The organism is Nostoc sp. ChiSLP03a (assembly GCF_034531215.2).
Taxonomy (GTDB): domain Bacteria; phylum Cyanobacteriota; class Cyanobacteriia; order Cyanobacteriales; family Nostocaceae; genus Nostoc.
The window spans coordinates 33,747-55,291 of record NZ_JAVRBQ020000034.1; the positions used below are offsets into that span (position 1 = coordinate 33,747).

At 42.6% G+C, this 21,545-nt stretch carries 18 protein-coding genes, 1 tRNA gene and 1 pseudogene; 15 read left to right on the forward strand and 5 right to left on the reverse strand.

Annotated features, from left to right (window positions below; all coding sequences use genetic code 11):
* Positions 1-9 precede the first annotated feature (9 nt).
* A complete protein-coding gene (locus RMY32_RS05085) occupies positions 10-2,244 on the forward strand; it encodes a glycoside hydrolase (RefSeq protein ID WP_322715276.1) in 2,235 nt (744 codons plus the stop codon).
* A gap of 269 nt (positions 2,245-2,513) precedes the next feature.
* On the opposite strand, the gene RMY32_RS05090 is transcribed toward RMY32_RS05085, so the two are convergent.
* Positions 2,514-2,723: a hypothetical protein gene (locus RMY32_RS05090; protein ID WP_322715278.1), complete on the reverse strand. Its 210-nt coding sequence runs from the start codon at positions 2,721-2,723 to the stop codon at positions 2,514-2,516.
* 48 nt (positions 2,724-2,771) lie between these two features.
* Here RMY32_RS05090 and RMY32_RS05095 point away from each other — a divergent pair, with 48 nt between their 5' ends.
* Both RMY32_RS05095 and RMY32_RS05100 read left to right on the forward strand, forming a co-directional pair.
* Positions 2,772-3,314 carry a DUF1003 domain-containing protein gene (locus tag RMY32_RS05095; RefSeq protein ID WP_322715280.1) on the forward strand — a complete coding sequence of 181 codons (543 nt, stop codon included), beginning with the start codon at positions 2,772-2,774 and terminating at the stop codon, positions 3,312-3,314.
* Between the two features lie 118 nt (positions 3,315-3,432).
* Complete coding sequence (locus tag RMY32_RS05100) at positions 3,433-4,911, forward strand: alpha-amylase (protein WP_322715282.1); 1,479 nt, start codon at positions 3,433-3,435, stop codon at positions 4,909-4,911.
* A 341-nt stretch (positions 4,912-5,252) separates the two neighbouring features.
* On the opposite strand, the gene RMY32_RS05105 is transcribed toward RMY32_RS05100, so the two are convergent.
* Positions 5,253-5,337: transfer RNA gene (locus RMY32_RS05105), tRNA-Ser, on the reverse strand.
* A gap of 106 nt (positions 5,338-5,443) precedes the next feature.
* On the opposite strand from RMY32_RS05105, the gene RMY32_RS05110 reads away from it, so the two are divergent.
* The 5 genes from RMY32_RS05110 to RMY32_RS05130 all read left to right on the forward strand — a co-directional run bounded on the left by RMY32_RS05110 (position 5,444) and on the right by RMY32_RS05130 (position 9,578).
* Complete coding sequence (locus RMY32_RS05110) at positions 5,444-5,812, forward strand: 2Fe-2S iron-sulfur cluster-binding protein (RefSeq protein WP_194041586.1); 369 nt, start codon at positions 5,444-5,446, stop codon at positions 5,810-5,812.
* Between the two features lie 88 nt (positions 5,813-5,900).
* Positions 5,901-6,446, forward strand: a complete 546-nt coding sequence (locus RMY32_RS05115; protein ID WP_322715284.1) for a thermonuclease family protein — start codon at positions 5,901-5,903, stop codon at positions 6,444-6,446.
* Positions 6,447-6,517: 71 nt separating this feature from the next.
* Positions 6,518-7,330: an inositol monophosphatase family protein gene (locus tag RMY32_RS05120; RefSeq protein ID WP_322715286.1), complete on the forward strand. Its 813-nt coding sequence runs from the start codon at positions 6,518-6,520 to the stop codon at positions 7,328-7,330.
* 74 nt (positions 7,331-7,404) lie between these two features.
* The gene (locus RMY32_RS05125; RefSeq protein WP_322715287.1) at positions 7,405-8,364 is read left to right on the forward strand and encodes a J domain-containing protein; all 960 of its coding nucleotides are present in this window, start codon (positions 7,405-7,407) and stop codon (positions 8,362-8,364) included.
* Positions 8,364-9,578 (forward strand): ATP phosphoribosyltransferase regulatory subunit, encoded by a 1,215-nt coding sequence (locus RMY32_RS05130; RefSeq protein ID WP_322715288.1) that lies wholly within the window; start codon positions 8,364-8,366, stop codon positions 9,576-9,578. Before RMY32_RS05125 ends, RMY32_RS05130 begins: the two co-directional genes overlap by 1 nt.
* A gap of 118 nt (positions 9,579-9,696) precedes the next feature.
* On the opposite strand, the gene RMY32_RS05135 is transcribed toward RMY32_RS05130, so the two are convergent.
* Both RMY32_RS05135 and RMY32_RS05140 read right to left on the reverse strand, forming a co-directional pair.
* Positions 9,697-9,879, reverse strand: coding sequence for a DUF6887 family protein (locus tag RMY32_RS05135; RefSeq protein WP_322715289.1), 183 nt, complete (start codon positions 9,877-9,879; stop codon positions 9,697-9,699).
* Positions 9,854-10,024 (reverse strand): annotated as a pseudogene (locus RMY32_RS05140) (DUF6888 family protein); the annotation flags it as partial. The gene RMY32_RS05135 and the pseudogene RMY32_RS05140, both read right to left, overlap by 26 nt.
* 351 nt (positions 10,025-10,375) lie before the next feature.
* On the opposite strand from RMY32_RS05140, the gene RMY32_RS05145 reads away from it, so the two are divergent.
* From RMY32_RS05145 to RMY32_RS05170, 6 genes are all read left to right on the forward strand, one after another.
* Entirely contained in the window at positions 10,376-11,101 is a 726-nt protein-coding gene (locus RMY32_RS05145) for a hypothetical protein (protein ID WP_322715291.1), read from the forward strand.
* 36 nt (positions 11,102-11,137) lie between these two features.
* Positions 11,138-12,256: a DUF1822 family protein gene (locus RMY32_RS05150; protein ID WP_322715293.1), complete on the forward strand. Its 1,119-nt coding sequence runs from the start codon at positions 11,138-11,140 to the stop codon at positions 12,254-12,256.
* Between the two features lie 315 nt (positions 12,257-12,571).
* Complete coding sequence (locus tag RMY32_RS05155; protein ID WP_322715295.1) at positions 12,572-15,424, forward strand: ABC transporter substrate-binding protein; 2,853 nt, start codon at positions 12,572-12,574, stop codon at positions 15,422-15,424.
* 488 nt (positions 15,425-15,912) lie between these two features.
* Positions 15,913-16,428 carry a hypothetical protein gene (locus RMY32_RS05160; RefSeq protein WP_322715296.1) on the forward strand — a complete coding sequence of 172 codons (516 nt, stop codon included), beginning with the start codon at positions 15,913-15,915 and terminating at the stop codon, positions 16,426-16,428.
* Between the two features lie 453 nt (positions 16,429-16,881).
* Positions 16,882-17,106: an indolepyruvate ferredoxin oxidoreductase subunit alpha gene (locus RMY32_RS05165; RefSeq protein WP_104907250.1), complete on the forward strand. Its 225-nt coding sequence runs from the start codon at positions 16,882-16,884 to the stop codon at positions 17,104-17,106.
* A gap of 249 nt (positions 17,107-17,355) precedes the next feature.
* On the forward strand, positions 17,356-18,084 hold the full coding sequence (locus RMY32_RS05170; protein WP_322715298.1) for an ABC transporter ATP-binding protein: 729 nt from the start codon (positions 17,356-17,358) through the stop codon (positions 18,082-18,084).
* A gap of 810 nt (positions 18,085-18,894) precedes the next feature.
* On the opposite strand, the gene RMY32_RS05175 is transcribed toward RMY32_RS05170, so the two are convergent.
* Positions 18,895-20,427, reverse strand: a complete 1,533-nt coding sequence (locus tag RMY32_RS05175; RefSeq protein ID WP_322715300.1) for a SagB/ThcOx family dehydrogenase — start codon at positions 20,425-20,427, stop codon at positions 18,895-18,897.
* A 277-nt stretch (positions 20,428-20,704) separates the two neighbouring features.
* Here RMY32_RS05175 and RMY32_RS05180 point away from each other — a divergent pair, with 277 nt between their 5' ends.
* Positions 20,705-21,541, forward strand: a complete 837-nt coding sequence (locus RMY32_RS05180) for an alpha/beta hydrolase (RefSeq protein ID WP_322715332.1) — start codon at positions 20,705-20,707, stop codon at positions 21,539-21,541.
* Positions 21,542-21,545 lie beyond the last annotated feature (4 nt).

Below are 21,545 nucleotides of genomic sequence, written 5' to 3' on the forward strand. Positions count from 1 at the left end.
ACTATTTCTATGTCCCATCCTCTCTACATCGCTTTTATCTGGCATCAACATCAGCCGCTGTACAAATCCCCTGGCAGCGGCGTTTCGCTATCTTCAAGTCAGCAGTACCGTCTCCCTTGGGTACGTTTGCATGGAACTAAAGATTATTTGGATTTGGTATTACTTTTAGAGCGATATCCTAAGTTACACCAAACGGTAAATTTAGTTCCATCGTTGATATTGCAACTCGAAGATTATATTGCTGGTACTGCTTTTGACCCTTACCTTACAGCCAGTTTAACACCAGATGAGCAACTCACCCAGCAACAGCGTGAATTCATTATCCAACACTTTTTCGATGCCAATCACCATACCCTGATCGATCCTCATCCCCGCTATGCCGAGTTGTACCAGCAAAGGCAGGATAAGGGGCAAGCTTGGTGTTTAGCAAATTGGGAATTGCCAGATTATGGTGATTTGCTAGCTTGGCATAATTTGGCTTGGATCGATCCGCTGTTTTGGGATGACCCAGAAATTGCTGCTTGGTTAAAACAGGGACGGAATTTTACTTTAAGCGATCGCCAGCGCATTTATTCTAAACAGCGAGAAATTCTTAGCCGAATTATCCCCCAACATCGGAAAATGCAGGAGGCGGGGCAGCTAGAAGTTACCACTACGCCTTACACTCATCCGATTTTACCCTTACTAGCTGATACTAACTCCGGTCGGGTAGCTGTGCCCAATATGACACTACCTCAACAACGCTTTCAGTGGGCAGAAGATATCCCCCGCCACTTGCGGAAAGCTTGGGACTTTTATCAAGATCGTTTTGGACAGATCCCTCGTGGTTTGTGGCCTTCGGAACAGTCAGTAAGTCCGGCAATCCTTCCACACATTATTAACCAAGGGTTTAAGTGGATATGCTCAGATGAAGCCGTCTTAGGGTGGACGCTGAAACACCTTTTTCATCGGGATGGAGCGGGGAATGTGGAGCAACCAGAATTGTTGTATCGACCTTATCGCCTGCAAACCGCCGAGGGTGACTTATCAATTGTATTTCGCGACCATAGATTATCAGACTTGATTGGTTTTACTTATGGTGCAATGCCAGCAAAACAGGCAGCCGCCGATTTAGTAGGACATTTGCAAGCGATCGCTAAAAAGCAAAGAGAAAGTCATAGCGAACAACCTTGGCTAGTTACCATCGCCTTAGATGGAGAAAATTGCTGGGAATTTTATCCCCAAGATGGCAAACCCTTCTTAGAAGCTTTATATCAAAGTTTGAGCGATGAACCCCACCTCAAACTGGTTACTGTCTCCGAATTTCTGGAAGAATTTCCAGCCACAGCCACCATCCCCGGAGGGCAACTACATAGCGGTTCTTGGGTAGATGGCAGTTTCACCACTTGGATCGGCGATCCCGCCAAAAATCGTGCTTGGGATTATTTGACAGAAGCGAGAATTATGCTTGCCAGTCATCTTGAAGCGACGGAAGAAAACAACCCCGAAGCATGGGAAGCATTGTATGCCGCAGAGGGTTCCGACTGGTTCTGGTGGTTTGGTGCAGGACACTCCTCAAATCAAGATGCCATTTTCGATCGGTTGTTTCGAGAACATCTGTTTGGCATTTACAAGGCATTAAATGAACCTGTACCGCCCTATCTCAAGCAACCAGTGGAAATTCATGCAGCACAGGCAAAGCATACCCCACAAGGGTTTATTCACCCCGTCATCGATGGTAAGGGTGACGAACAAGATTGGGACAAAGCTGGACGCATAGAAATCGGCGGGGCGCGGGGGACGATGCACAATAGCAGTGTCATCCAGCGACTTTGGTATGGAGTCGATCACTTAAATTTTTATTTGCGGCTAGACTTTAAAACTGGCGCTGCACCAGGACGGGATTTGCCAACAGAATTGAATTTGTTGTGGTTCTATCCAGAAAAAACAATGGTCAATAGTCCAGTACCCTTGGCAGATGTACCAGATGCAGCCCCACTGAATTACCTTTTCCACCATCTTTTAGAAGTTAACTTGCTGACGCAATCGATTCAGTTTCGGGAAGCAGGAGACAATCATCAATGGCATCCCCGTTTCAGTCGCGCTCAAGTAGCAATAAATAATTGTTTAGAGTTGGCAGTACCGTGGGCAGACTTGCAAGTTCCGCCAGATTACCCTCTGCGTCTGATTTTGGTGCTTGCAGATGAAGGGCGTTTTTCCAACTATTTGCCAGAAAATGCTTTGATTCCCATTGAGGTGCCTTAGAACTCAATACCCTTGGTTTTACGAAATATCTATTAGGGGCATACAGAGGAAGCAACGCGAAAAAGTGAGATCCTCGTGATAATAGGCAGGGGAGGCAGGGGGAGCAGGGGAGCAGGGGGAGTGAAAAGACAAATAAGAGTACTTTTTACTACTGAAACAAATTACTTTTACACTAGGCCTCTTGCAAAAATATATTTTTGTACTCTTAGGGGAAAGGTTTTGGTTAAAGGGAAATGATTTTGAGTTTCTTTACCCTTTTCCCCCGCCCCTTACAGATGTATGCCCCTAAAGTCGATTTTTTTGGAAATCATATTTAATTTTTCTAGTTCTAAATCTAAATAATCAAGCAGTATTGGGATGCGATCGCCTACGGTGGGGTAAAACACCATCGTCGGTAGAAGATAAGCAATAATCGAGTAACATCCAGATTCAGGAGTTGGTGCATGACCGATAACGTAGATAGTACAGCGAACAGACACTTCAGTTCAGGTACTAAAAAAATCAAAGAGAAAGCTTCTCGAAATCAAGTGATCACGGCTCCATTACCAGACCCGATTGCAAAAAATATTGAAGCGATTATTTCACTTCATACCCAGGAAGTTCGAGATATTCCCGTCCACCAGCGAATACTAGAAGCGATCGCAAGATTCTTTGGGCGATCAATATTTATGTATAGTTTGCTAATAATACTGGCGATCTGGATTTTTAGTAGTTTTTTCGATCGCTTTTTGCCATTCAATTTACCCTCGTTTAGCTGGTCAGGTCAAGGCTTAGACGCAGCTTCATTGGTGATCTCAACCGGAGTACTGGTACGACAAACTCGCCAAGAAAACTTTGCCGAACAAAGGGCGCAATTGATGCTACAGCTTAACCTGCTCTCCGAGCAAAAAATTGCCAAGATTATTGCTCTATTAGAAGAACTTCGTACCGATTTGCCTGATGTGATCGATCGGTATGATTCGGAAGCGAAATTGATGCAGGAACCGACTGACCCGATCGCAGTATTGGACGCACTCCAGAAAAACTTAGCTGAAGAACTGTCAGCCACAGAAGAAAACAATATGAGTTGATCCCAGTTTTTAGTAGATTTTTGTTTCTATTGAAAGACAAAAAATAAAACTTAATGTAGAGTCTTTGTGTCGGAAATCACAATTAAAATTTCTCGTATATTTAACCAGAGGGATAGATATGGCTCAACTGAATGGTGTAATGATGCAGTACTTCCATTGGTATATCCCTCCAGATGGCAATCTTTGGAATGAATTGAAAGATAAAGTCAAAGAGTTAGCTGATGCAGGTGTTACATCTGTTTGGCTACCCCCAGCTTACAAAGGAACAGGGGGTGGCTACGATGTCGGCTATGGAGTCTACGATATGTACGATCTAGGCGAGTTTGACCAGAAAGGCTCGGTTCGGACAAAGTACGGCACAAAAGACGAGTATATCGCTGCTATCAAGGCGGCAAAAGCTGCTGGTATTCGAGTGTATGCTGATGTTGTTCTTAACCACAAGTTAGGTGCAGATGAAGCCGAAGAAGTAGAAGCAACTCCTTACAATCCAGACAATCGCCACGAGCCAATCGGTGAGATGCAAACAATAAAAGTCTGGACTCACTTTACCTTCCCAGGTCGTCAGGGTAAATACTCCGATATGGAATGGCACTGGTGGCACTTCGACGCGGTTGATTACAATGTTTACAACGAAGGTGAGAACGCAATTTATCTGTTTAAAGATAAACAATTTGACGAACAGGTTGACCTAGAAAAAGGCGCTTTCGACTATCTCATGGGATGCGATCTCGATATGGAGAATCAAGAAGTTCGCGACGAGTTGAATCGCTGGGGTGAGTGGTTTGTAGAAACCACTGATATAGATGGCTTTCGTTTTGATGCGGTTAAACACGTTAGAGCTGGCTTTTTCCCAGAATGGCTGCAACACTGTCGCCAAAAGGCTGGTCGCGATCTTTTTGCCGTTGGTGAGTATTGGTCTTATGAAATTGAAGCACTGCACCATTTCATTAGCGTCACTGGTGGCGATGTGCTGTTGTTTGATGCGCCATTGCACTATAACTTTAGCGCTGCCAGCAAACAAGGCAATGACTATGATATGCGGCAGATATTTGATAACACATTGGTGCAACAGCAACCTGCTTTAGCCGTTACCTTAGTAGAGAATCATGATTCTCAACCCTTGCAGTCATTGGAGTCTGTAGTAGAAAGCTGGTTTAAACCGTTGGCTTATGCGTTGATCCTACTGCGAAGTGATGGTTATCCCTGTATCTTCTATGCGGATTACTATGGTGCTAATTACAAGGATACGGGCAGCGATGGCAATGAGCATGAGATTTGGCTCGATAGTCATAAATGGATAATTGATAAATTTTTGCACGCTCGTCAAACCTATGCCTATGGCGACCAATACGATTACTTCGATCACGCCAATACAATCGGCTGGACACGCTTAGGAGATGAAGAACATCCTGGCGGTATCGCGGTTGTTCTGAGTAATGGAGGAGAAGGGACTAAATGGATGGAAGTTGGGCAACCCAACAGCACTTACATTGATATTACTGAACATATCAGCGAACCTGTAACAACGAATGATCAGGGCTGGGCTGATTTTCGATGCGATGCTGGTTCTGTTTCTGTGTGGGTTCTAAAGTCTTAGTAGAGGTTTTAGTAACATTCATCCAGAAAGTTACGCACTTGACAAAATACTGCTTAAGAGACTTCCAAATAACAAAATATTCAATAACTCTTGTGCGGCGGGCAAGATGCTCATCCCAGAATATTGGACAATTTATTTCTTGGAGCTCCCTAAAAGATAACTTAAGCAGTATTTTGTGAATAAGCCACAACCTTATTATTCCGTTATAAAACAATTGAACATTGCCTAAATTGATTCAATTTAGGCAATGTATTAGTCTAAGTTTTAGATATGCTTCTTACTGAACCTAACTATTTGTACAACTATGGTTCAGACTATATATTTAGAATTAAGTTTGAAAACGGAGAGGGGGGGATTCGAACCCCCGTTAAGTTTCCCTAAACAGACTTTCCAGGTCTGCGCCTTAAACCACTCGGCCACCTCTCCAGGTGCCACAATTTACAATTCTACTATAGAATCCCAGAAAATGCAAAGATAAAGAAAGATATTCTAAATTGAATTTGATAGTCCTAATCCCAAAACGCAAATCCAGATGTCCCGTACATACACAATTAAAGTTCGCGATCGCGCCACTGGCAAAACACACACCCTACAAGTGCCAGAAGACCGCTACATCCTGCACACTGGCGAAAAACAAGGGGTAGAACTACCGTTTTCCTGTCGCAATGGGGCTTGCACTGCTTGTGCTGTGAGAGTGTTATCAGGAGAAATTTACCAACCAGAAGCGATCGGCTTGTCACCAGATTTACGTAAGCAAGGTTATGCCTTGTTGTGTGTGAGTTACCCCCGTTCTGACTTGGAGGTGGAGACACAAGACGAAGATGAAGTCTACGAACTTCAGTTTGGACGCTATTTTGCTAAGGGAAGAGTTAAAGCGGGTTTACCCTTAGATGAGGAATAAACAATTGAATAAGGCAGGGGGCAGGAGGCAGGGGGCAGGGGGAAAGAGGTTCTGCTCGGCATATGCAGCGACCATAGAAGAATTTCTGATGCCTGTGCGTCTTGGTGACTGGGTGCGAAAAATAGCGATTTTGGCTTGCTTATTGCTGTTGGTGAGTTGTCAAGGTAAAAACCAGCTGCCGAACAATGAAGCCCAGGTGAAAGTAGCGCGGGTAGTTAGTGGGCAAAGTTTAGAAGTTTTGGGCATGGCTGAACAACCAAATTTGATTTCCCAAGTGCGGTTAGTGGGTGTTGATGCACCAGATTTGCGACAACGCCCTTGGGGGGAAGCAGCAAAAGAACAGCTAGAGAATCTAATTGGTGGTGTAGAACAATCGGTAACGCTGGAGTTTGATTTAGAAGCAAAAGACAAAATCGGGCGAACTCTAGCTTATGTGTGGAAAAATAAGGTGTTATTGAATGAAGAATTAGTCAAACAAGGAAATGCAATGTTTGTAGGGCGATCGCCTAACCACAAGTATGACCAGCGTTTAGAACGTGCCCAACAATGGGCTAGACTCATGGGGCAAGGAATCTGGAACCCAGAAAAACCCATGCGCCTCACTCCCGGCGAGTTTCGCCGCCAAAATCTTTAATTAGTCCTAAGTGCTGAGTGAAGGAATGAGAAAGTGAAACAGAAGAATTAATAACGAATGACAAATGACAAATGACAAATTTACAAATTTTTCTAGATATTGCTACAGAAGCGGCCTTGGCTGCTGGTGCTATTTTGCAAGGTTACTTGGGTAAGTTAGAAGACGCAATTATTGAAAAAGGACGCTCTGGTGATTTAGTCACGGCTGCTGATAAAGCTTCAGAAGAGTTGATTTTAGAAATTTTGCGTTGCCACTTTCCCCACCACTCGATCCTCGCTGAAGAATCAGGGAAATTAGGTAATCAACAGAATGAGTACCTCTGGGCAATAGATCCTCTCGATGGCACAACCAACTACGCTCATCAATACCCATTTTTCGCCGTTTCCATCGGGCTGTTAATTAATGGCATTCCCCAAGTTGGTGTAATTTATGACCCATTTCACAACGAGCTATTCCGTGCTGCTGCTGGCTTCGGGGCAACGCGTAACCGTCAGCCCATCAAGGTTTCATTAACATCTGAACTGAGTAAAAGTCTACTAGTAACAGGATTTGCCTACGATCGCCGTGAAACCTCTGATAACAACTACGCAGAATTTACTCATCTTACCCATCTTACCCAAGGAGTTAGACGTAGCGGTTCGGCATCGCTAGATTTGGCTTATGTTGCCTGTGGACGTGTCGATGGTTACTGGGAACGGGGACTTTCTCCTTGGGATATTGCCGCTGGGATAATTTTGGTACAAGAAGCCGGGGGCAAAATCACCGCCTACGATGGTACTGCTGTCAAAATTGAATCTGGTAGAATTCTTGCCACAAATAGTTATATTCACGGCTCCCTGAGTAACGAACTTTTACGGGTTCCGCCACTGTCAGCTTGGGTGTAGCAGATGGGGGCTTTCTCTACGACTTTGGGTACACTAAAAGCAATCTAACTGCTCCCTTGGTGTAAAAACTCTATATGTCTTTCAAAATAGATCGTGGACTATTTAAATATGATTTCATAGATCATCACGCAGTGCTGTGCGTTCCAGTTGATGCCGATGTCAAAGAGATTCGCAAACGCTATCTCCAAGTCGCCCGCCGTTTGCACCCAGACAGTAGTCTTACTGAAACTGCTGCTCAAAAACATCTCGGTAATGAATTGTTATCAAAGCTGGTTAATCCAGCTTATGAAAAACTCTCTGGCGATCGCACTCGCACTGAATATATTCTAATTTTGTCGCAAATTGGCAAGCGTCTGGTACAAGAATCGACTTCGGTAACTCTAAACACCGACTTGGCTAGACAGTTAGTTGAGGCAGGTAATATCGATCATTTTTATAAAACTGCGATCGCAAAACTAGCCCAAACTCAATATAATTCTTTAGAACAAGCACTGCAAGTCATTGCCCAAGCTAGTGAGTTGAATTTAGTGTATTTAATGCGGAGTGCGGGTAAAGCATCCGCCGCGCCGCCACCTGCTCAACCCAGAGTTCAATCAGGTACACCTCAACCAAATACACCAAAAAATACACCAGCAGCAGCACCAGCACCAGCGCCACCAAAAGAAGACTTGATTGTAGAGCAGTATATTCGTCGCGCTCAATCTTTGATTGACAAAAACCAATTTGCCCCAGCCAAAGTAGAATTGCAAGAGGCCCTAAAGCTAGAACCGAAAAATAGTCGCTGTCATAGCTTAATTGCAATGGTGTATTTGAAGCAAAATCAGCTAAAAATGGCCAAAATCCACTTTGACAACGCTCTAAAATTAGATCCCAGTGACGAAACGGCTCTGCAATGGAAACCTAAAATAGATAAGGCTTTAGGACAACAACCTAGCGATCAGAAGGTGACTTCATCCCCCAATAATGGAGATAAGCAACCAGATAAATCTGGTAGTGGTTTGTTCGGTGGTTTGTTTGGTGGGAAGAAAAAATAATGGTGTATCAACCAGCAGCGGGAGCCAGGGATTTATTGCCCTTGGATGTGGAGAAAAAACGCTGGATTGAAGATCGGTTACAGCAGGTGTTTCATCGCTGGGGATATCACAGGATTATCACCTCGACTTTAGAGCGGATGGATACCCTGATGGCGGGGGAAGCAATCCAGCGTCAGATGGTGATTCAACTACAACAAAATGGTGAAGATGATGAATTAGGGCTACGTCCAGAATTAACAGCATCTATTGCTCGTACTGTTGTCACTCGAATGGCTGGTGTCACTTATCCACAACGGTTGTATTACAACGCCAATGTGTTTCGTCGCACTTGGGAAAGTAGGCATAATCGCCAGCAAGAGTTTTATCAAGCTGGGGTGGAATTGTTAGGTGCTGGCGGATTGTTGGCGAATGCGGAAGTCCTGCTGTTAGTCGCAGATTGTTTGGCAGCATTGGGTTTGCAGGGATGGCATTTAATTTTGGGTGAAGCGGGAATTACCCGATCGCTCCTGAGTGCCTTTCCTGCTAATTTACAGGATCGAGTTCGCAGTGCGATCGCTCATCTTGACCGCATCACCATAGATAATTTACCCCTAACTGACAAACTGCGCGATCGGGCCCAAATCATCATGGATTTGCGCGGGCCAAGTGCAGACGTGTTGCAAAAAGTTAGTAGTCTGGATTTAGATGAAGAACAGCGAGAAGCAGTGAATAACCTCAAATCCCTAGTAGAATTACTAGAATCAGAGAAAAAATTTCCGTTGATCCTCGATCTCAGCCTGATCCAAACCATAGATTACTACACTGGTATTGTATTTGAAGTTGTCAACGATACCGAATCCCAAGCCAGAGTTTTAGGGCGCGGTGGTCGCTATGACCAGCTTTTGGGGCTATATCATCCTCAAGGAGAAAACATTCCCGGAATTGGTTTCGGACTAAGTATCGAAGATTTATACCAAGTTTTATTGTCTACTCAGCAATTACCACAAGAAACTCCAGCGACTGACTGTTTGGTAGCACCAGAGACAGCTAGTGCTAACGCCGCCGCCTTTGTCTACGCGCAAAAACTCAGAGATTCTACTGATTTGGTGCGAGTAGAAATTGACTTGGGGGGAAGAGATGCAGAGGCGATTCGCCAATATGCAAGCGATCGCCGCATTGCCCAAATTGTCTGGATCAAAGCTGATGGTTCACCAAAAATAGAACCATTGCGTTAAGTGAGTGGGGCATGGGGCATGGGGCATTGGGCATTGGTTATTAATTCTTCTCCCTCGCTCCCTCACTCCCCCTGTCCCCTTGTCTTCTTGTCTCCCTCATCTCCCCACTCTCCAGTCCCTAATCTCCAAAAGTTTGCTGCTTGACATGTTCTAAAAACTCTTCAACTGTACCTGTTGTCCCCTGATTGCGAAGACGTATCGCCATTGCATGAATAGCATCCTCATCGTCTCTATGAACTAAAATGTACTGTCTTAGGTCTTTCATGGTCATTTGTTCAAAATTCGGCTTCGGTTGACTCATAACTCACCTTTCCTTCTGGGCTAATTGATGCTTCTATCTCTTCACCAGCAATAATGATTAAGTCGCCTGTTCTAGTGTCGGTAATTACTAAATATACAGGCGTGTACATTTTTGTTAATTGTTGACAAATCCTGTACATCACCGTCTTCTGCTCTGGCTCGGTTCCATTTCACCTTCTTGAGTGGATAAATGCCAAATTTTAGCTAAACATTTTTTGCTTGCTTGGGCATCTTCTAATAAAGTTTTGTGAACAATCTAGAATATCCCAGTCTCTCGCTTCGATAGCCTATCAGGCAAGTAAGAGGAGGGGAGGTACTGTCATAATATTCAACCCTAAACTGATGGGGTCTGAATAACCTCTATGTGTCAATACGGTTCAGTGAAAGCTAAAAGTTCTTTGTCAAAGTTATTTTTTTTAACTAACCACAGAGGCGCAGAGAACGCAGAGAGATAAATCAAGAGAAGGAAGAAATGCTTAACTCAACTGTATTGCTTTATGTGTAATAACTCTCTTCTGATTGGCTTGCTTCAGGCTGCTTTAAATTATCCAATTGAAAGCAGCAGGCTATTACAGCAGCTAGAAAAGATCCGGGAAATCATGAACAACATTCCTGCACGGCAATGGCTATTTGAGCAAGCATGTCAAACTGATGACCTAAATCAAGCAAAGCGGGCAAAGGATCTCATTATTAATATGATGAGGTCTTCCAGATTAATTTGGCAAGGTAGAGGGATATTACCAGATGTCTATAGTGAAGCGCTATCACGAACCTGGATATGGTTTATGGAACATTTTGATGAGTATAATCCAGTACTGGCAAGCTTTGTCACCTGGTTTAACCAAAAGTTAAGATGGATCATTCAAGATGTCATTCAAGAAAGAGCCACGGAACAGGGTAGACGGTTAAATCTTCCAGCAGATGAAGAAGATAATGAGTCGATTTATCCTCCTGCACCAAAACCCGATCGCTGGCATGAAACGATCCAAGAATGGTTGGAGTTAGTGCAAAATAATTCGCATCTGTTAAGTAATTGTCGAATGCAGAGTCATCCTCATGTCAACTGTCAGGTTTTGTTAATTGATATTTTGAAGGTGTTGGGTAATTCAGGAGAGTTTTCTTGGGACGATCTCGCCCAAAAGTATGGTGTCGAACCATTGGCGCTGAAGAGATTTTGTAAAACACGATGTTTCCCTCGATTCAGAAAGTTATTACCTGAATAAGATTCCGCTAAGTTTGGCCCTTTTTTCACACAAATTATGATTGATACCACAGCAAAATTTATGCCGATCGCAATTCCTATTACAGCTACCGATCGATGTCAGGCATACCAGTTTGCTCAACAACAGCCAACTCAAGAGCAATCGCAACAAGTTTATCGGAATACGTTAGCCGTGTTAGTGACTAGGCGTTATTTACAACTGTTAGGCATCGATACCCATTTAGAAGCAAGTCATAGCTGGAATCCCCTCAATCGCTTGGTAGAAAATATTGCAGACTTGTATATTCCCAGTTTGCAAGGCTTTTTAGAGTGTAGGTCGCTTCGTCAGAGCGATCGCAAATGTACAATTCCCCAAGAAGTATGGTCAGAACGCCTTGGCTACGTGATGATTCAACTTGATGAACCCTACCAAGAAGGAGAAATTTTAGGATTTGTAGAATCCGTCTCAGTGTCTGAACTACCGCGCAGCTATTTTCAACCCCTCGATATATTACTGGAACGTTTGACGTTAGAGCCGCCAGCAGAACCAGTTGTTCAACTCAGACAATGGCTAAAAAAAAGGTTTGAATCTGATTGGCAACCCCCGCAAGACTTACTCAGCACTATTAAAGGAGAAATTACACAACTTTATCAGCCACAACTTCAACAACGAGGTGAAGACCCCATTCGCCAACGGGTTGAACAACTCTATCGCGGACAGTCTTCCAATTTGGTGCAATCTACTCCGCTTCATCTAAATCCCCAGGAAGCTTTGGTAAATCTGATCCAAACTACCCAGGATGATGAAATTCGCTGGCAGTCGGCTGAGTTGTTGTGGGAACTAAATCCCCAACACCCTGACTGTCCGGTAATCAGTGCCAAAGATTTAGGAATTTATCTGATAGGGTATCCGCTAGGACTGATGGTTGGTATTTTACCTAAATCAGATGGCAAAATGTTAATTCTCCTGCGAGTGTATCCTCAAGAGCAACTATCTCATCTGCCGTTGGGATTAAAACTCATCGTACTGGATGAAAGCGGAAATCCGTTTTTTGAAGTGGAATCACGACAGCAAGATCGGTATATACAGTTTAAATTTACAGCGGATGCAGGCGATCGCTTTAGTGCCCGTGTTGTTCTCAATGATGCCAGCTTTACTGATAGTTTCGTTTCTTAGCTTTCTATTGCACAGTCACGCTTCATCGTGCTTATCTAATTGAAGAAGAATACAGAATTCAGAATGTGATTAGATAAGGTTTTAGACAACTACCTAATTGAAGACCGCCAAATCGTTTGCCTAATGTATTTGAGAGGAGAAGATTGAGTCGGGATCTTAAACCCCTTTATCATCCGTCAGTCGCAGAGAATTCTCGTGAATTGTGGACGGCAGTTGCTACAACGGAGGGAACCTCCGCAACGCACTGCCTCCTCCTGACTCCTGAATTGTTTCTTAAGAAATTCTTTATCTCCAGGCGCTCTCCTATTGTTGTCTATGGTGCAGTCCCCCTCTAGCCCTCAATTTCCTCAAAACGTTGCTGTCGTTATCCGAATTAGTGCTGGTAGCTTCGCTGAGGGATTTACCCTGTCGCTTCAGATTTTAGAAGATGGTCGAACTATTCAAGAATATAATGATTTACCTGTTATTCCTGCTGCACCTGAAATGCCGCAATTGTATGGAGAGTGGCAGGAAATATCACTAGAGCGCAGTCGTGCGCTTCAAGCAATTTCTGGACAAAAAACGAACGTATCCTATGCAGATTGGAGACAAAGAACTACAGACCTACGTGACCGTTGTAGGACATGGTTTCGGCATACTGCTTTCAGTAGTTTGCGCGATCGCATTCGGGCAAATGCAAGAGTCCGCAAGGATCAATCTGTCCCTATTATCATTAGATGCTCTACAGCATTTGACACAGAAAATGATATTTTGCGTAGACTCCCCTGGCATTTATGGGATTTATTTAGCCATAGCCAGCTTCCTAATGCTGAGTTTGCTTTATTCACTAAATATAATAGTCCAATAGCCATCCTAGAAGCACCAATCAAAGTTTTAGCTATTTTCGGTAGTCATGATGGTCGTTTAAAACTAGAAGAAGATGAAGCAGCGTTAGAGATCCTGAAACAGCGTGGAGCAGAAATTACTAAAATATCAGAGCCGAGTCCAGAAACTCTGTCTAGCCTGTTATTTGATGGAAATTGGGATATTTTGTTTTTTGCCGGACATAGTTCCAGTCAGGGAAACAGTGGCACAATTCAAATTAGTCAAGGTAATAATTTACCGTTAGATGCGTTACGTCAAAGTTTAACGACAGCGGTAATGAGAGGTTTAAAGTTGGCAATCTTCAATTCTTGTGATGGTTTAGGAATTGCAGATTTTTTAACAGAGTTGAATCTACCAGTTGCGATTGTGATGCGGGAACCTGTGCTCGATCGCATTGCCTGTCAATTCTTACTCTACTTCTTGAGGGAATTTTCTCAAGGTACACCTCTTTGTTTGGCAGTGCGTAAGGCTCGCGATCGCCTCGAACCTCTAGAATTTTATTTTCCAGCTGCTTCCTGGCTACCCGTCATTTGCGTCAATCCGAATCAGCCAGAGTTAGTTTGGCCTGCCCCAATTCCCAAGCCACCTCTCCCGCCACCGCCACCGCCACCTCCTCCACCACTATGGCGGCGCTTACTATCTAATCTTCGTCATTTCATTACTAGATTTTTAGTTTCGCCAGCTTTATCGCTACTGTCGCGCTTGCGATCTTATTTCGGTCGTTATTGTTTGATTGTTATTCTTGGATTTGCTGCCTTTACTTTAGTTGTAGTAAGTAGTCAAATTTGGATCAACCGCTGTCAGATTTTTCCCTCAATCTGCATAGAGAATTTTATCAGCTATGGTGAAAAGGCAATTGCTAATAGCAGAGTAAAACTGAGTGGAGAATATCTCAAAAACAAAGAAGAAGCTATTAAACAATTTCATCGTGGTCAATATGAACAAGCTGTGAATACTTTTGATAAACTCCATCCTCGTCCAAAAGAAAACGATGAAGATGCTCCACCCCTTTCATCTCTTAATACAGAGGAAAAAAATGCGCTACAAGACCCTGAAATCCTGATTTATCGTAACAACGCTGTCGTGAATCTTCGGCGTATCCAAGATTCAAATTTGCCAATTTACACTATTGCTGTTGCTGCGCCATTGAATATTGATGCTGGAAAGGGTATCTTCTTGGGAGTAGCTCAAGCGCAAGATGTAGCCGTCAATAAGAAAGGGATCAACTTACAAGTTGTTATTGCTAATGATAACAATAACCCCGCTCAAGCTAGACGAATTGCAGATTGGCTCTACAAAAAAGATGAAATTCTGGCTGTCGTGGGGCACTATACCTCTGAGAACACTTGTGCAGCTTTGAATGTTTATTCCAAAGACCCAAAACCACTTGTAGTTATTTCTCCAACCAGCACCGTTTTTGACCTTCAAGCCAAGCCAGACTGCGGTGGCGATCCCTCTAAAGTATTCTTCCGTACAGTTTCATCAACACGAGTAGAAGCCGAAAGTTTAGTGAAATATTTAATTGAATATCGCAAGCAATCAGACCCAAAAGTGGTTGTTTTTTATAACAAGAAAGAGTTATTTAGCAAAGATTTGTTCAACCAGTTTAAGAGTGTCCTTCAAGGAACAGGGTATAACGGACGTGTAATTAAGAGCTTTGATAATCTATATGATGCAAAATTTGATTCCACAAAACTTCCACAGGAGGTTATGAATCAGGCAGATGCTTTAGTAGTATTGCCCGATGGTCAGACTAACGAGAACACAGCATTTGAGAAGGCAATTAATATTATCAAATGGAACAAAGGGAAAAAAATAATTTTAGGGGCAAATACTCTCTATATTCAAAAAGTTCGTGATCTACCTCTAGAAACGACAAAAGATATCTTATTTCTTGCAGTTGGCTGGCATCCAGATCAATGTGGTGCAAAACCTTTTGCAGATCAGATACGTAAATACTGGGGCGGTGATTTAAATCTACGCACAGCCTTAGCATACGAGGCTATTCAGGCGTTGTTGAAAGCTATTGAGATCTCAAATCCATCCGTGGGTAGAAAAAGTATTCAAAGTAAATTGTTTGATACAGAAATTGAAAATCAAGAAGCTCTCAAAAAGGTGGCAGCATTAAGTCATACTATTCAAAAAATTATATCCAAGCCAGGTTTAGCAACTAGTTTTGAGCCAAGTGTACCAATTAGTTTTAATGTGAATGGCGATCGGAAAGAAAATACTACGCGGGCGATCGTTACTGTAAATAAAAATTCGCAGCTTGTTCTCGCTCAAGATGTTGCTTGTCCTAATTAATAATAAGTTAAAACACATCTATAACAGTTTTAAATCATTCGTTAAAAGTTAGATCCCTGACTTCTTTGAGAAGTCGGGGATCTAGTAAATCTTAAGTAACGCACCACTATCTAAAATGGTGCGTTAGGCACTCAGTTCATATTTATCGTGACAATTAATCTCGAAATATGCGCCCAACACACCCTATAAGAATTTTGTCTTTACTTTATAAATAGTCTCTAAATTAAAGTAGTTTATATTTTTTGTAAAGTTACGTAAATATTATCGTCGATTATTGCTCTAGCCTCCGATAGTCCTTTGTAGGGTAAAAAACACTGATTATCCAATCATTAATCAGCGATTCTCTTCTCTACAGAAATAAGACTTTTCACAAGTTAATTGCATACTCTGCAAATGATTTTATCGTTTGCAAAAGCTTTGCTGTCAATAGCATGACTATTGCAAAGTATATAGTCTCAACTCATCCATTTATAACACAACACAAAACTATGAATATCAGACAAATTGCTTGGACTGGGATTTTAGTAGTTAGTAGCATGGGGCTGTTTGGAATCGAGTCAGCAAATGCGAAAAGCGCCAAAACAGAAGCACCTACCACTGCATCTTCGATTGATGTTGCTCAGTCTTCACAAGTTACTATTGCTCAAGTATCAGAATTAGCCAGCCCAATTGAGGGAACTTGGGAGCTAACATATAGCGCTGGTGGAATTGTTCATAAAAGTATTCTCAGAATGGACGGATATTCTGGAACAATGAGAACTAGGTATTATAACATTTTGTTAGAAAAGACGGAAGCTGTAGACCAAACGATGTACCTCAGACCTTTTGCAGAAGGATTACTTATCGTGGGCTATAATCCCGTCTACGCTGGAACTTCGATAAAGCATCCGACTTATCGTGCTGATAACTTTTTGTTTTCAATTCTACCTGATAGTCCACCAATATTTGTCAATATTGATGATGGAAACCAACGTTCTCCTGTATCTGTAAAGCGGATTAGATAAGCAAATGTTTTTTATATTTTAGATTCTTGATTTATTCACGAATCTAAAATATAAAACTGATTCATCAATATCATCCTTTAGCCAGCTATGCCAAAATTATCACAGCAAAATTGGCGAGCGCGACATCAAAACTTACTCCAATCGCAACGATATAGAATTGGAAATACTGAATCATCGCCTTAATAATTTCATTAAAAATACTGAAGAAAAATTAGTTATACTATTGCAATATTACCGATGGGGACCGTTCATCATTTTTTGTCTTATGTTCTGTGTTTACTATATTGATCTCCGGTTCTTTGATTCTTAGATGTATTACACTTAGTTTCAAGTTGTTGCCATAGCACTTCAAAAGATATCCTGGTTCAGAAAGCGTTACGATTTGCCAGCCAACAGAACTAAACTAATTGCTAGGCTAGAAAGAGCCGATACAGAAGAGAGGGAATCGAGAACATGCCGCATACAATTGTTACAGAAGTCTGTGAAGGCGTTGCTGACTGCGTAGATGCCTGTCCAGTAGCTTGTATTCATGATGGCCCGGGCAAAAATGCCAAGGGAACAGATTGGTACTGGATTGACTTTGCCACTTGCATCGACTGTGGTATCTGTCTCCAAGTTTGCCCTGTAGAAGGGGCAATTCTTCCAGAAGAACGACCAGAGTTGCAAAAAACTCCGTAATAGTCCATAGTCAACAGTCAATAGTGATGTTTGACTTGACCGTGCCAATTTTAGATTTTAGATTGTAGATTTTAGATTATTCCTGTTCATGCCCCGTCCGAAGTCAAGCGGAACAAATCCAAAATCCAAAATTTAAAATCATTTTGCCCCGTACCCTACTTCGACTACGCTCAGTACAAGTTGTGGTCGGGGTCAATCCAAAATCCAAAATTTAAAATCCAAAATCGATTGACCAATGACAAATGACCAATGACTAATGACTATTTATTAGAAGTTCAAAATGTTCGCGCTGGATACATCAAAGATGTAGATATCCTGCAAGGTGTGAATTTTCAAGTTGCACCAGGAGAATTGGTGACAGTGATTGGCCCCAACGGTGCAGGTAAATCTACTTTGGCAAAAGCAATTTTTGGGCTTTTGATCCCCCACACAGGCACAATTACTTTCAAAGGTGAAAATATCGTGGGGCTAAAGTCCAATCAAATTGTCCAACGAGGAATGTGCTACGTACCGCAAATCGCCAATGTTTTCCCTTCTTTGAGTGTTGAAGAGAATTTGGAGATGGGTGCTTTTGTGCTTAACACTCCTTTGAAACCAATTAAAGATAAAATATTTACTATGTTTCCGAGATTAAGCGATCGCCGTCGTCAACGTGCTGGTACTCTCTCTGGAGGAGAACGCCAGATGCTAGCGATGGGCAAAGCTTTAATGTTGTCACCTGGTTTGCTGATTTTAGATGAGCCATCTGCTGCTTTGTCGCCGATTTTGGTGACACAAGTGTTCGAGCAGATTAAACAAATTAATCAGGCAGGTACTGCGATCGTATTAGTTGAACAAAATGCCCGTAAAGCTTTAGAGATGGCTAATCGTGGATATGTATTAGAATCGGGACGTGATGCGATCTCCGGCCCTGGTGAAGAATTGTTGAATGACCCGAAAGTGGGTGAGCTATATCTGGGAGCAGGTAAGAGACATTAACCCTTTTTTATCACTCTTGCCCCATTCAACATAACACCAGCTTAATATCGGAGCTTCACCAGTCTATAGCGATGACTAGGTTGGGCTGCGCCGACGCTATCTATAACTAATACAAAAGCCATTAACACTACCTGCCACTGCCGCGACCGTCGTTTTCGATGCTCAAAGAATTCTCCCTAATAATCCGTTTCTAATCACATCTACAGCTAGTCGAGAGGCAAAACAGGACATTCATTCAGGAAAAACTGACTAAAATCTAAATTACCCGGATTTACCAAAATCCCATTCGCAATGACGCTCTCTACGAGACGCTAAAAGCGTAGCTTGCAACTCTTACAGAGTACGCAGACTCGCTCTAAGCGAAGCCATGCCGTTGGCGTTCGCCTTAGCGTCTCTGAAAGAGAAGCCTCTCGTTCGCGTTAGCGTCTCTGAAAGAGAAGAGAAGGCTTTACGCTGCGCTAACGCAATTCTGAATTACGTCATGGATGGGTATTTAGACCCCAACCATAAATTAAATGTATAGGTATTCAAAAATATATCGGTGGAATTAAAGAATCTGGACGGACTATTCGCCGTCATAGCAGTTTTTATATTCAATTATATGGATAGATATAAAAGATTCCTACGAATTAGTTGCCTAATTATTTACACTAAGTCCTAACAAGCACCAGTACTACCTACAAGGACAAAGGGCGATGAGGCTTTTTTTATCTTGTATCTTAGCCCAAGTTGTAGCCCCGTAAGCTTGCACAGAGACGTAAAGGACAGAGAAAGAAACTTTCTAGATTCTCAGCGTCTCTGGGATTATTGTTATCTTGGGCGTCCCAATGTGGTGATATATAAAACAGCTTCATCAGCAGGAATGCCCAAAACTTCATTTACTTGATCGTCAAAGAATCCACCGATACCACTGACGCCTACATTCAGGTGCATTGCAGCTAAATTCAGGCGTTGTCCCAAATGACCAGCATCCATGTGCAAGTAACGGTAAACGCGATCGCCATATTGGGCGATCGCAGCTTTCAAATCGGCTGTATGAAATAATACCGCTGCCGCATCCCGTCCTAATTCTTGTCCCAAACAGAGAAAATGTAATTCTCGCCGAAAGTTTTTAAACCGGATTTGGCGTAATTCTTGGGCTTTGGGCGCGTAATAGTAACAACCCGCCTCCAGTCCTTTGACTCCGCAAACAGCAATGAATGTTTCGATTAAATTTAGATCGAAGTAGTCTGGAGAAATATCTAAACTTTGGTCGATGTAATTTTGCGGTTGGTAAGTGAAATCGAGTAAACTTTTCAATTCATCGAAGCTTAAATCATCACCATTGTAAGCGCGGGTAGAGCGTCGCTTATACATAGTGGTTTCTAGTTCTGATAGTTTTTGTCCCCAGTTTATAGGTGCAGTAGTGGTGGGAATTTTTAAACAGAAAGGAAAATTGTATTTATCCTCTAAAGATTTTTCTTGTTTAATAGTTGGTAGATTAAGATTACCAGTTACACCTGATTGAATCTGGGTATGTTGATGGAAATATGTTAGTAGTTCGCCATCAGGGATTTGAGGATAACTGGTTTCAGTAGCGGAAGGTAAAGCAGTACATCCCAATGGTAAATTTTGATTAACATCTAATAAGTCTGCCAGAGGTAAGACAGCGATCGCACCTTCTTGTTGCGGATCGATATAAAGCAGATCGTTAACTGATTCATCGACAAAGCCGCCGATTAAATGGGGGCGATAATCAGTAACCGCACCAGCTAACTCGATATTACCCAACAGATGTCCCGTATCCAGAAAAATCCGACGATAAGCCCGATCTTCATAGCGCCACGCAGAACGATAGAATACCGCAGTCACAATAATTGCCAATTGGGTATTTTCTAAAGAAGGATGCCAGAAACAAGCTGCTTGCAAAGTTTGCCAAACATCACTTTCCCAATAATGCATGAGAGAATGAGTTCGACACTGGTAGTTATATAGACCAGGCGGCAAGAACGATGTACCACGGGAAACCACATACACCTCGGCAGGGTATAGTCCGCCTGCACTGGGAGCAGCGCGTAAATACACTGCACTACCCATAGAAGGCATTCTTGCTGTCAATCCATAACTGCGAAACAATAGCCGTGAAAATCTTTGCCACCATTTAGCATCTGGGTTATTAGCATAAGCCTCTGCTTTGTCTTGGATATAGGGTTTGAGATCAAAAGTAGAGCCAATTTTGTACTCTTTAAAGGGAACTGGCTGTTTAGTCCAGTCTAATCGCTGGCTTTTAGAGGCGAGAGTATCAGGGTTGTATTTAGTCCGTTCGTGATAATGCTGGGCAATTGATTGGTGTAATTCTGGCATAGTACTTTTAATATCCTTGGGGCATCCTTTTCTTGATCTTGGCATTCATTAGCCTCATTATTTCGTGTCAATTGGTACAATCCTCAGAGTCATAAAGTGGTAAATGATAACAATTGAATTGGGCATTGGGCATGGGAAAAGGGAAAGGGGAAAAGGGGAAAGATTAAATTTATTCCTTTTCCCTTTAACCTTTAACCTTTTCCCCTGCCCCCCTGCTCCCCATCTTCTTTCGCAGTACCATATAAACGCAAAACTATCTAAGCCTGGATGTGCAATGATGCCTGTACGTCAAACTTTATCAAAACCTGATATCCAACTTTCTTATTTAGAATGGAATCAAGGTCAAGAACCTTTACTGCTGTTACACGGCTTAGGCGATCATGCTTTGGTGTGGTCTAGTTTAGGAGATTACTTGGCGGCGGATTACCACATAGTTGCGCCAGATATGCGGGGACATGGCCAAAGTAGTAAACCAGAGATAGATTATAGCTTTGAGAGTGCGATCGCAGACCTGGAAGCGCTTATGGATAGTCTTGGATGGACTTTTGCCCATATTGTAAGTCACTCTTGGACAGGTAAATTAGCCGTCATCTGGGCAAGACAAAACCCAAAACGTTTACGGAGTATAGTTCTCGTCGATCCGATTTTTATCTGGAAAATGCCCAGTCTTTTCAGGGTAACTTTCCCGATGTTATATCGCTTCTTGCCTTTTCTTAAAAGCATGGGGCCCTTTGCCAGTCAACAAGAAGCCGAACAACAAGCACGGCAATTAAAGCAATATCAAGGATGGACTTCTTTACAAGAGCAAGTCTTCCAAGCAGGAATAGAACAAAAACCCGATGGAAGTTGGGGCAGCAAATTTACTATAGCCGCCCGCGACGGAATTTTTGAGGCAGTCATGCAAGTGCCCGGTTTTACAATTCCCCTTGACATCCCTGCCCTATTCATCCAGCCAAAACAAGGATTAAATCGCCAAAATTGGCAAATTCAACCTTACAAAACCTATCTTCAAAACTTACGTATCTGCCAAGTTCCTGGCAATCATTGGCCGTTTTTGACACAACCAGAGGCATTTAACCAAACTGTGGCAGCTTTCTTGGCAGAACACAAATAAAAAA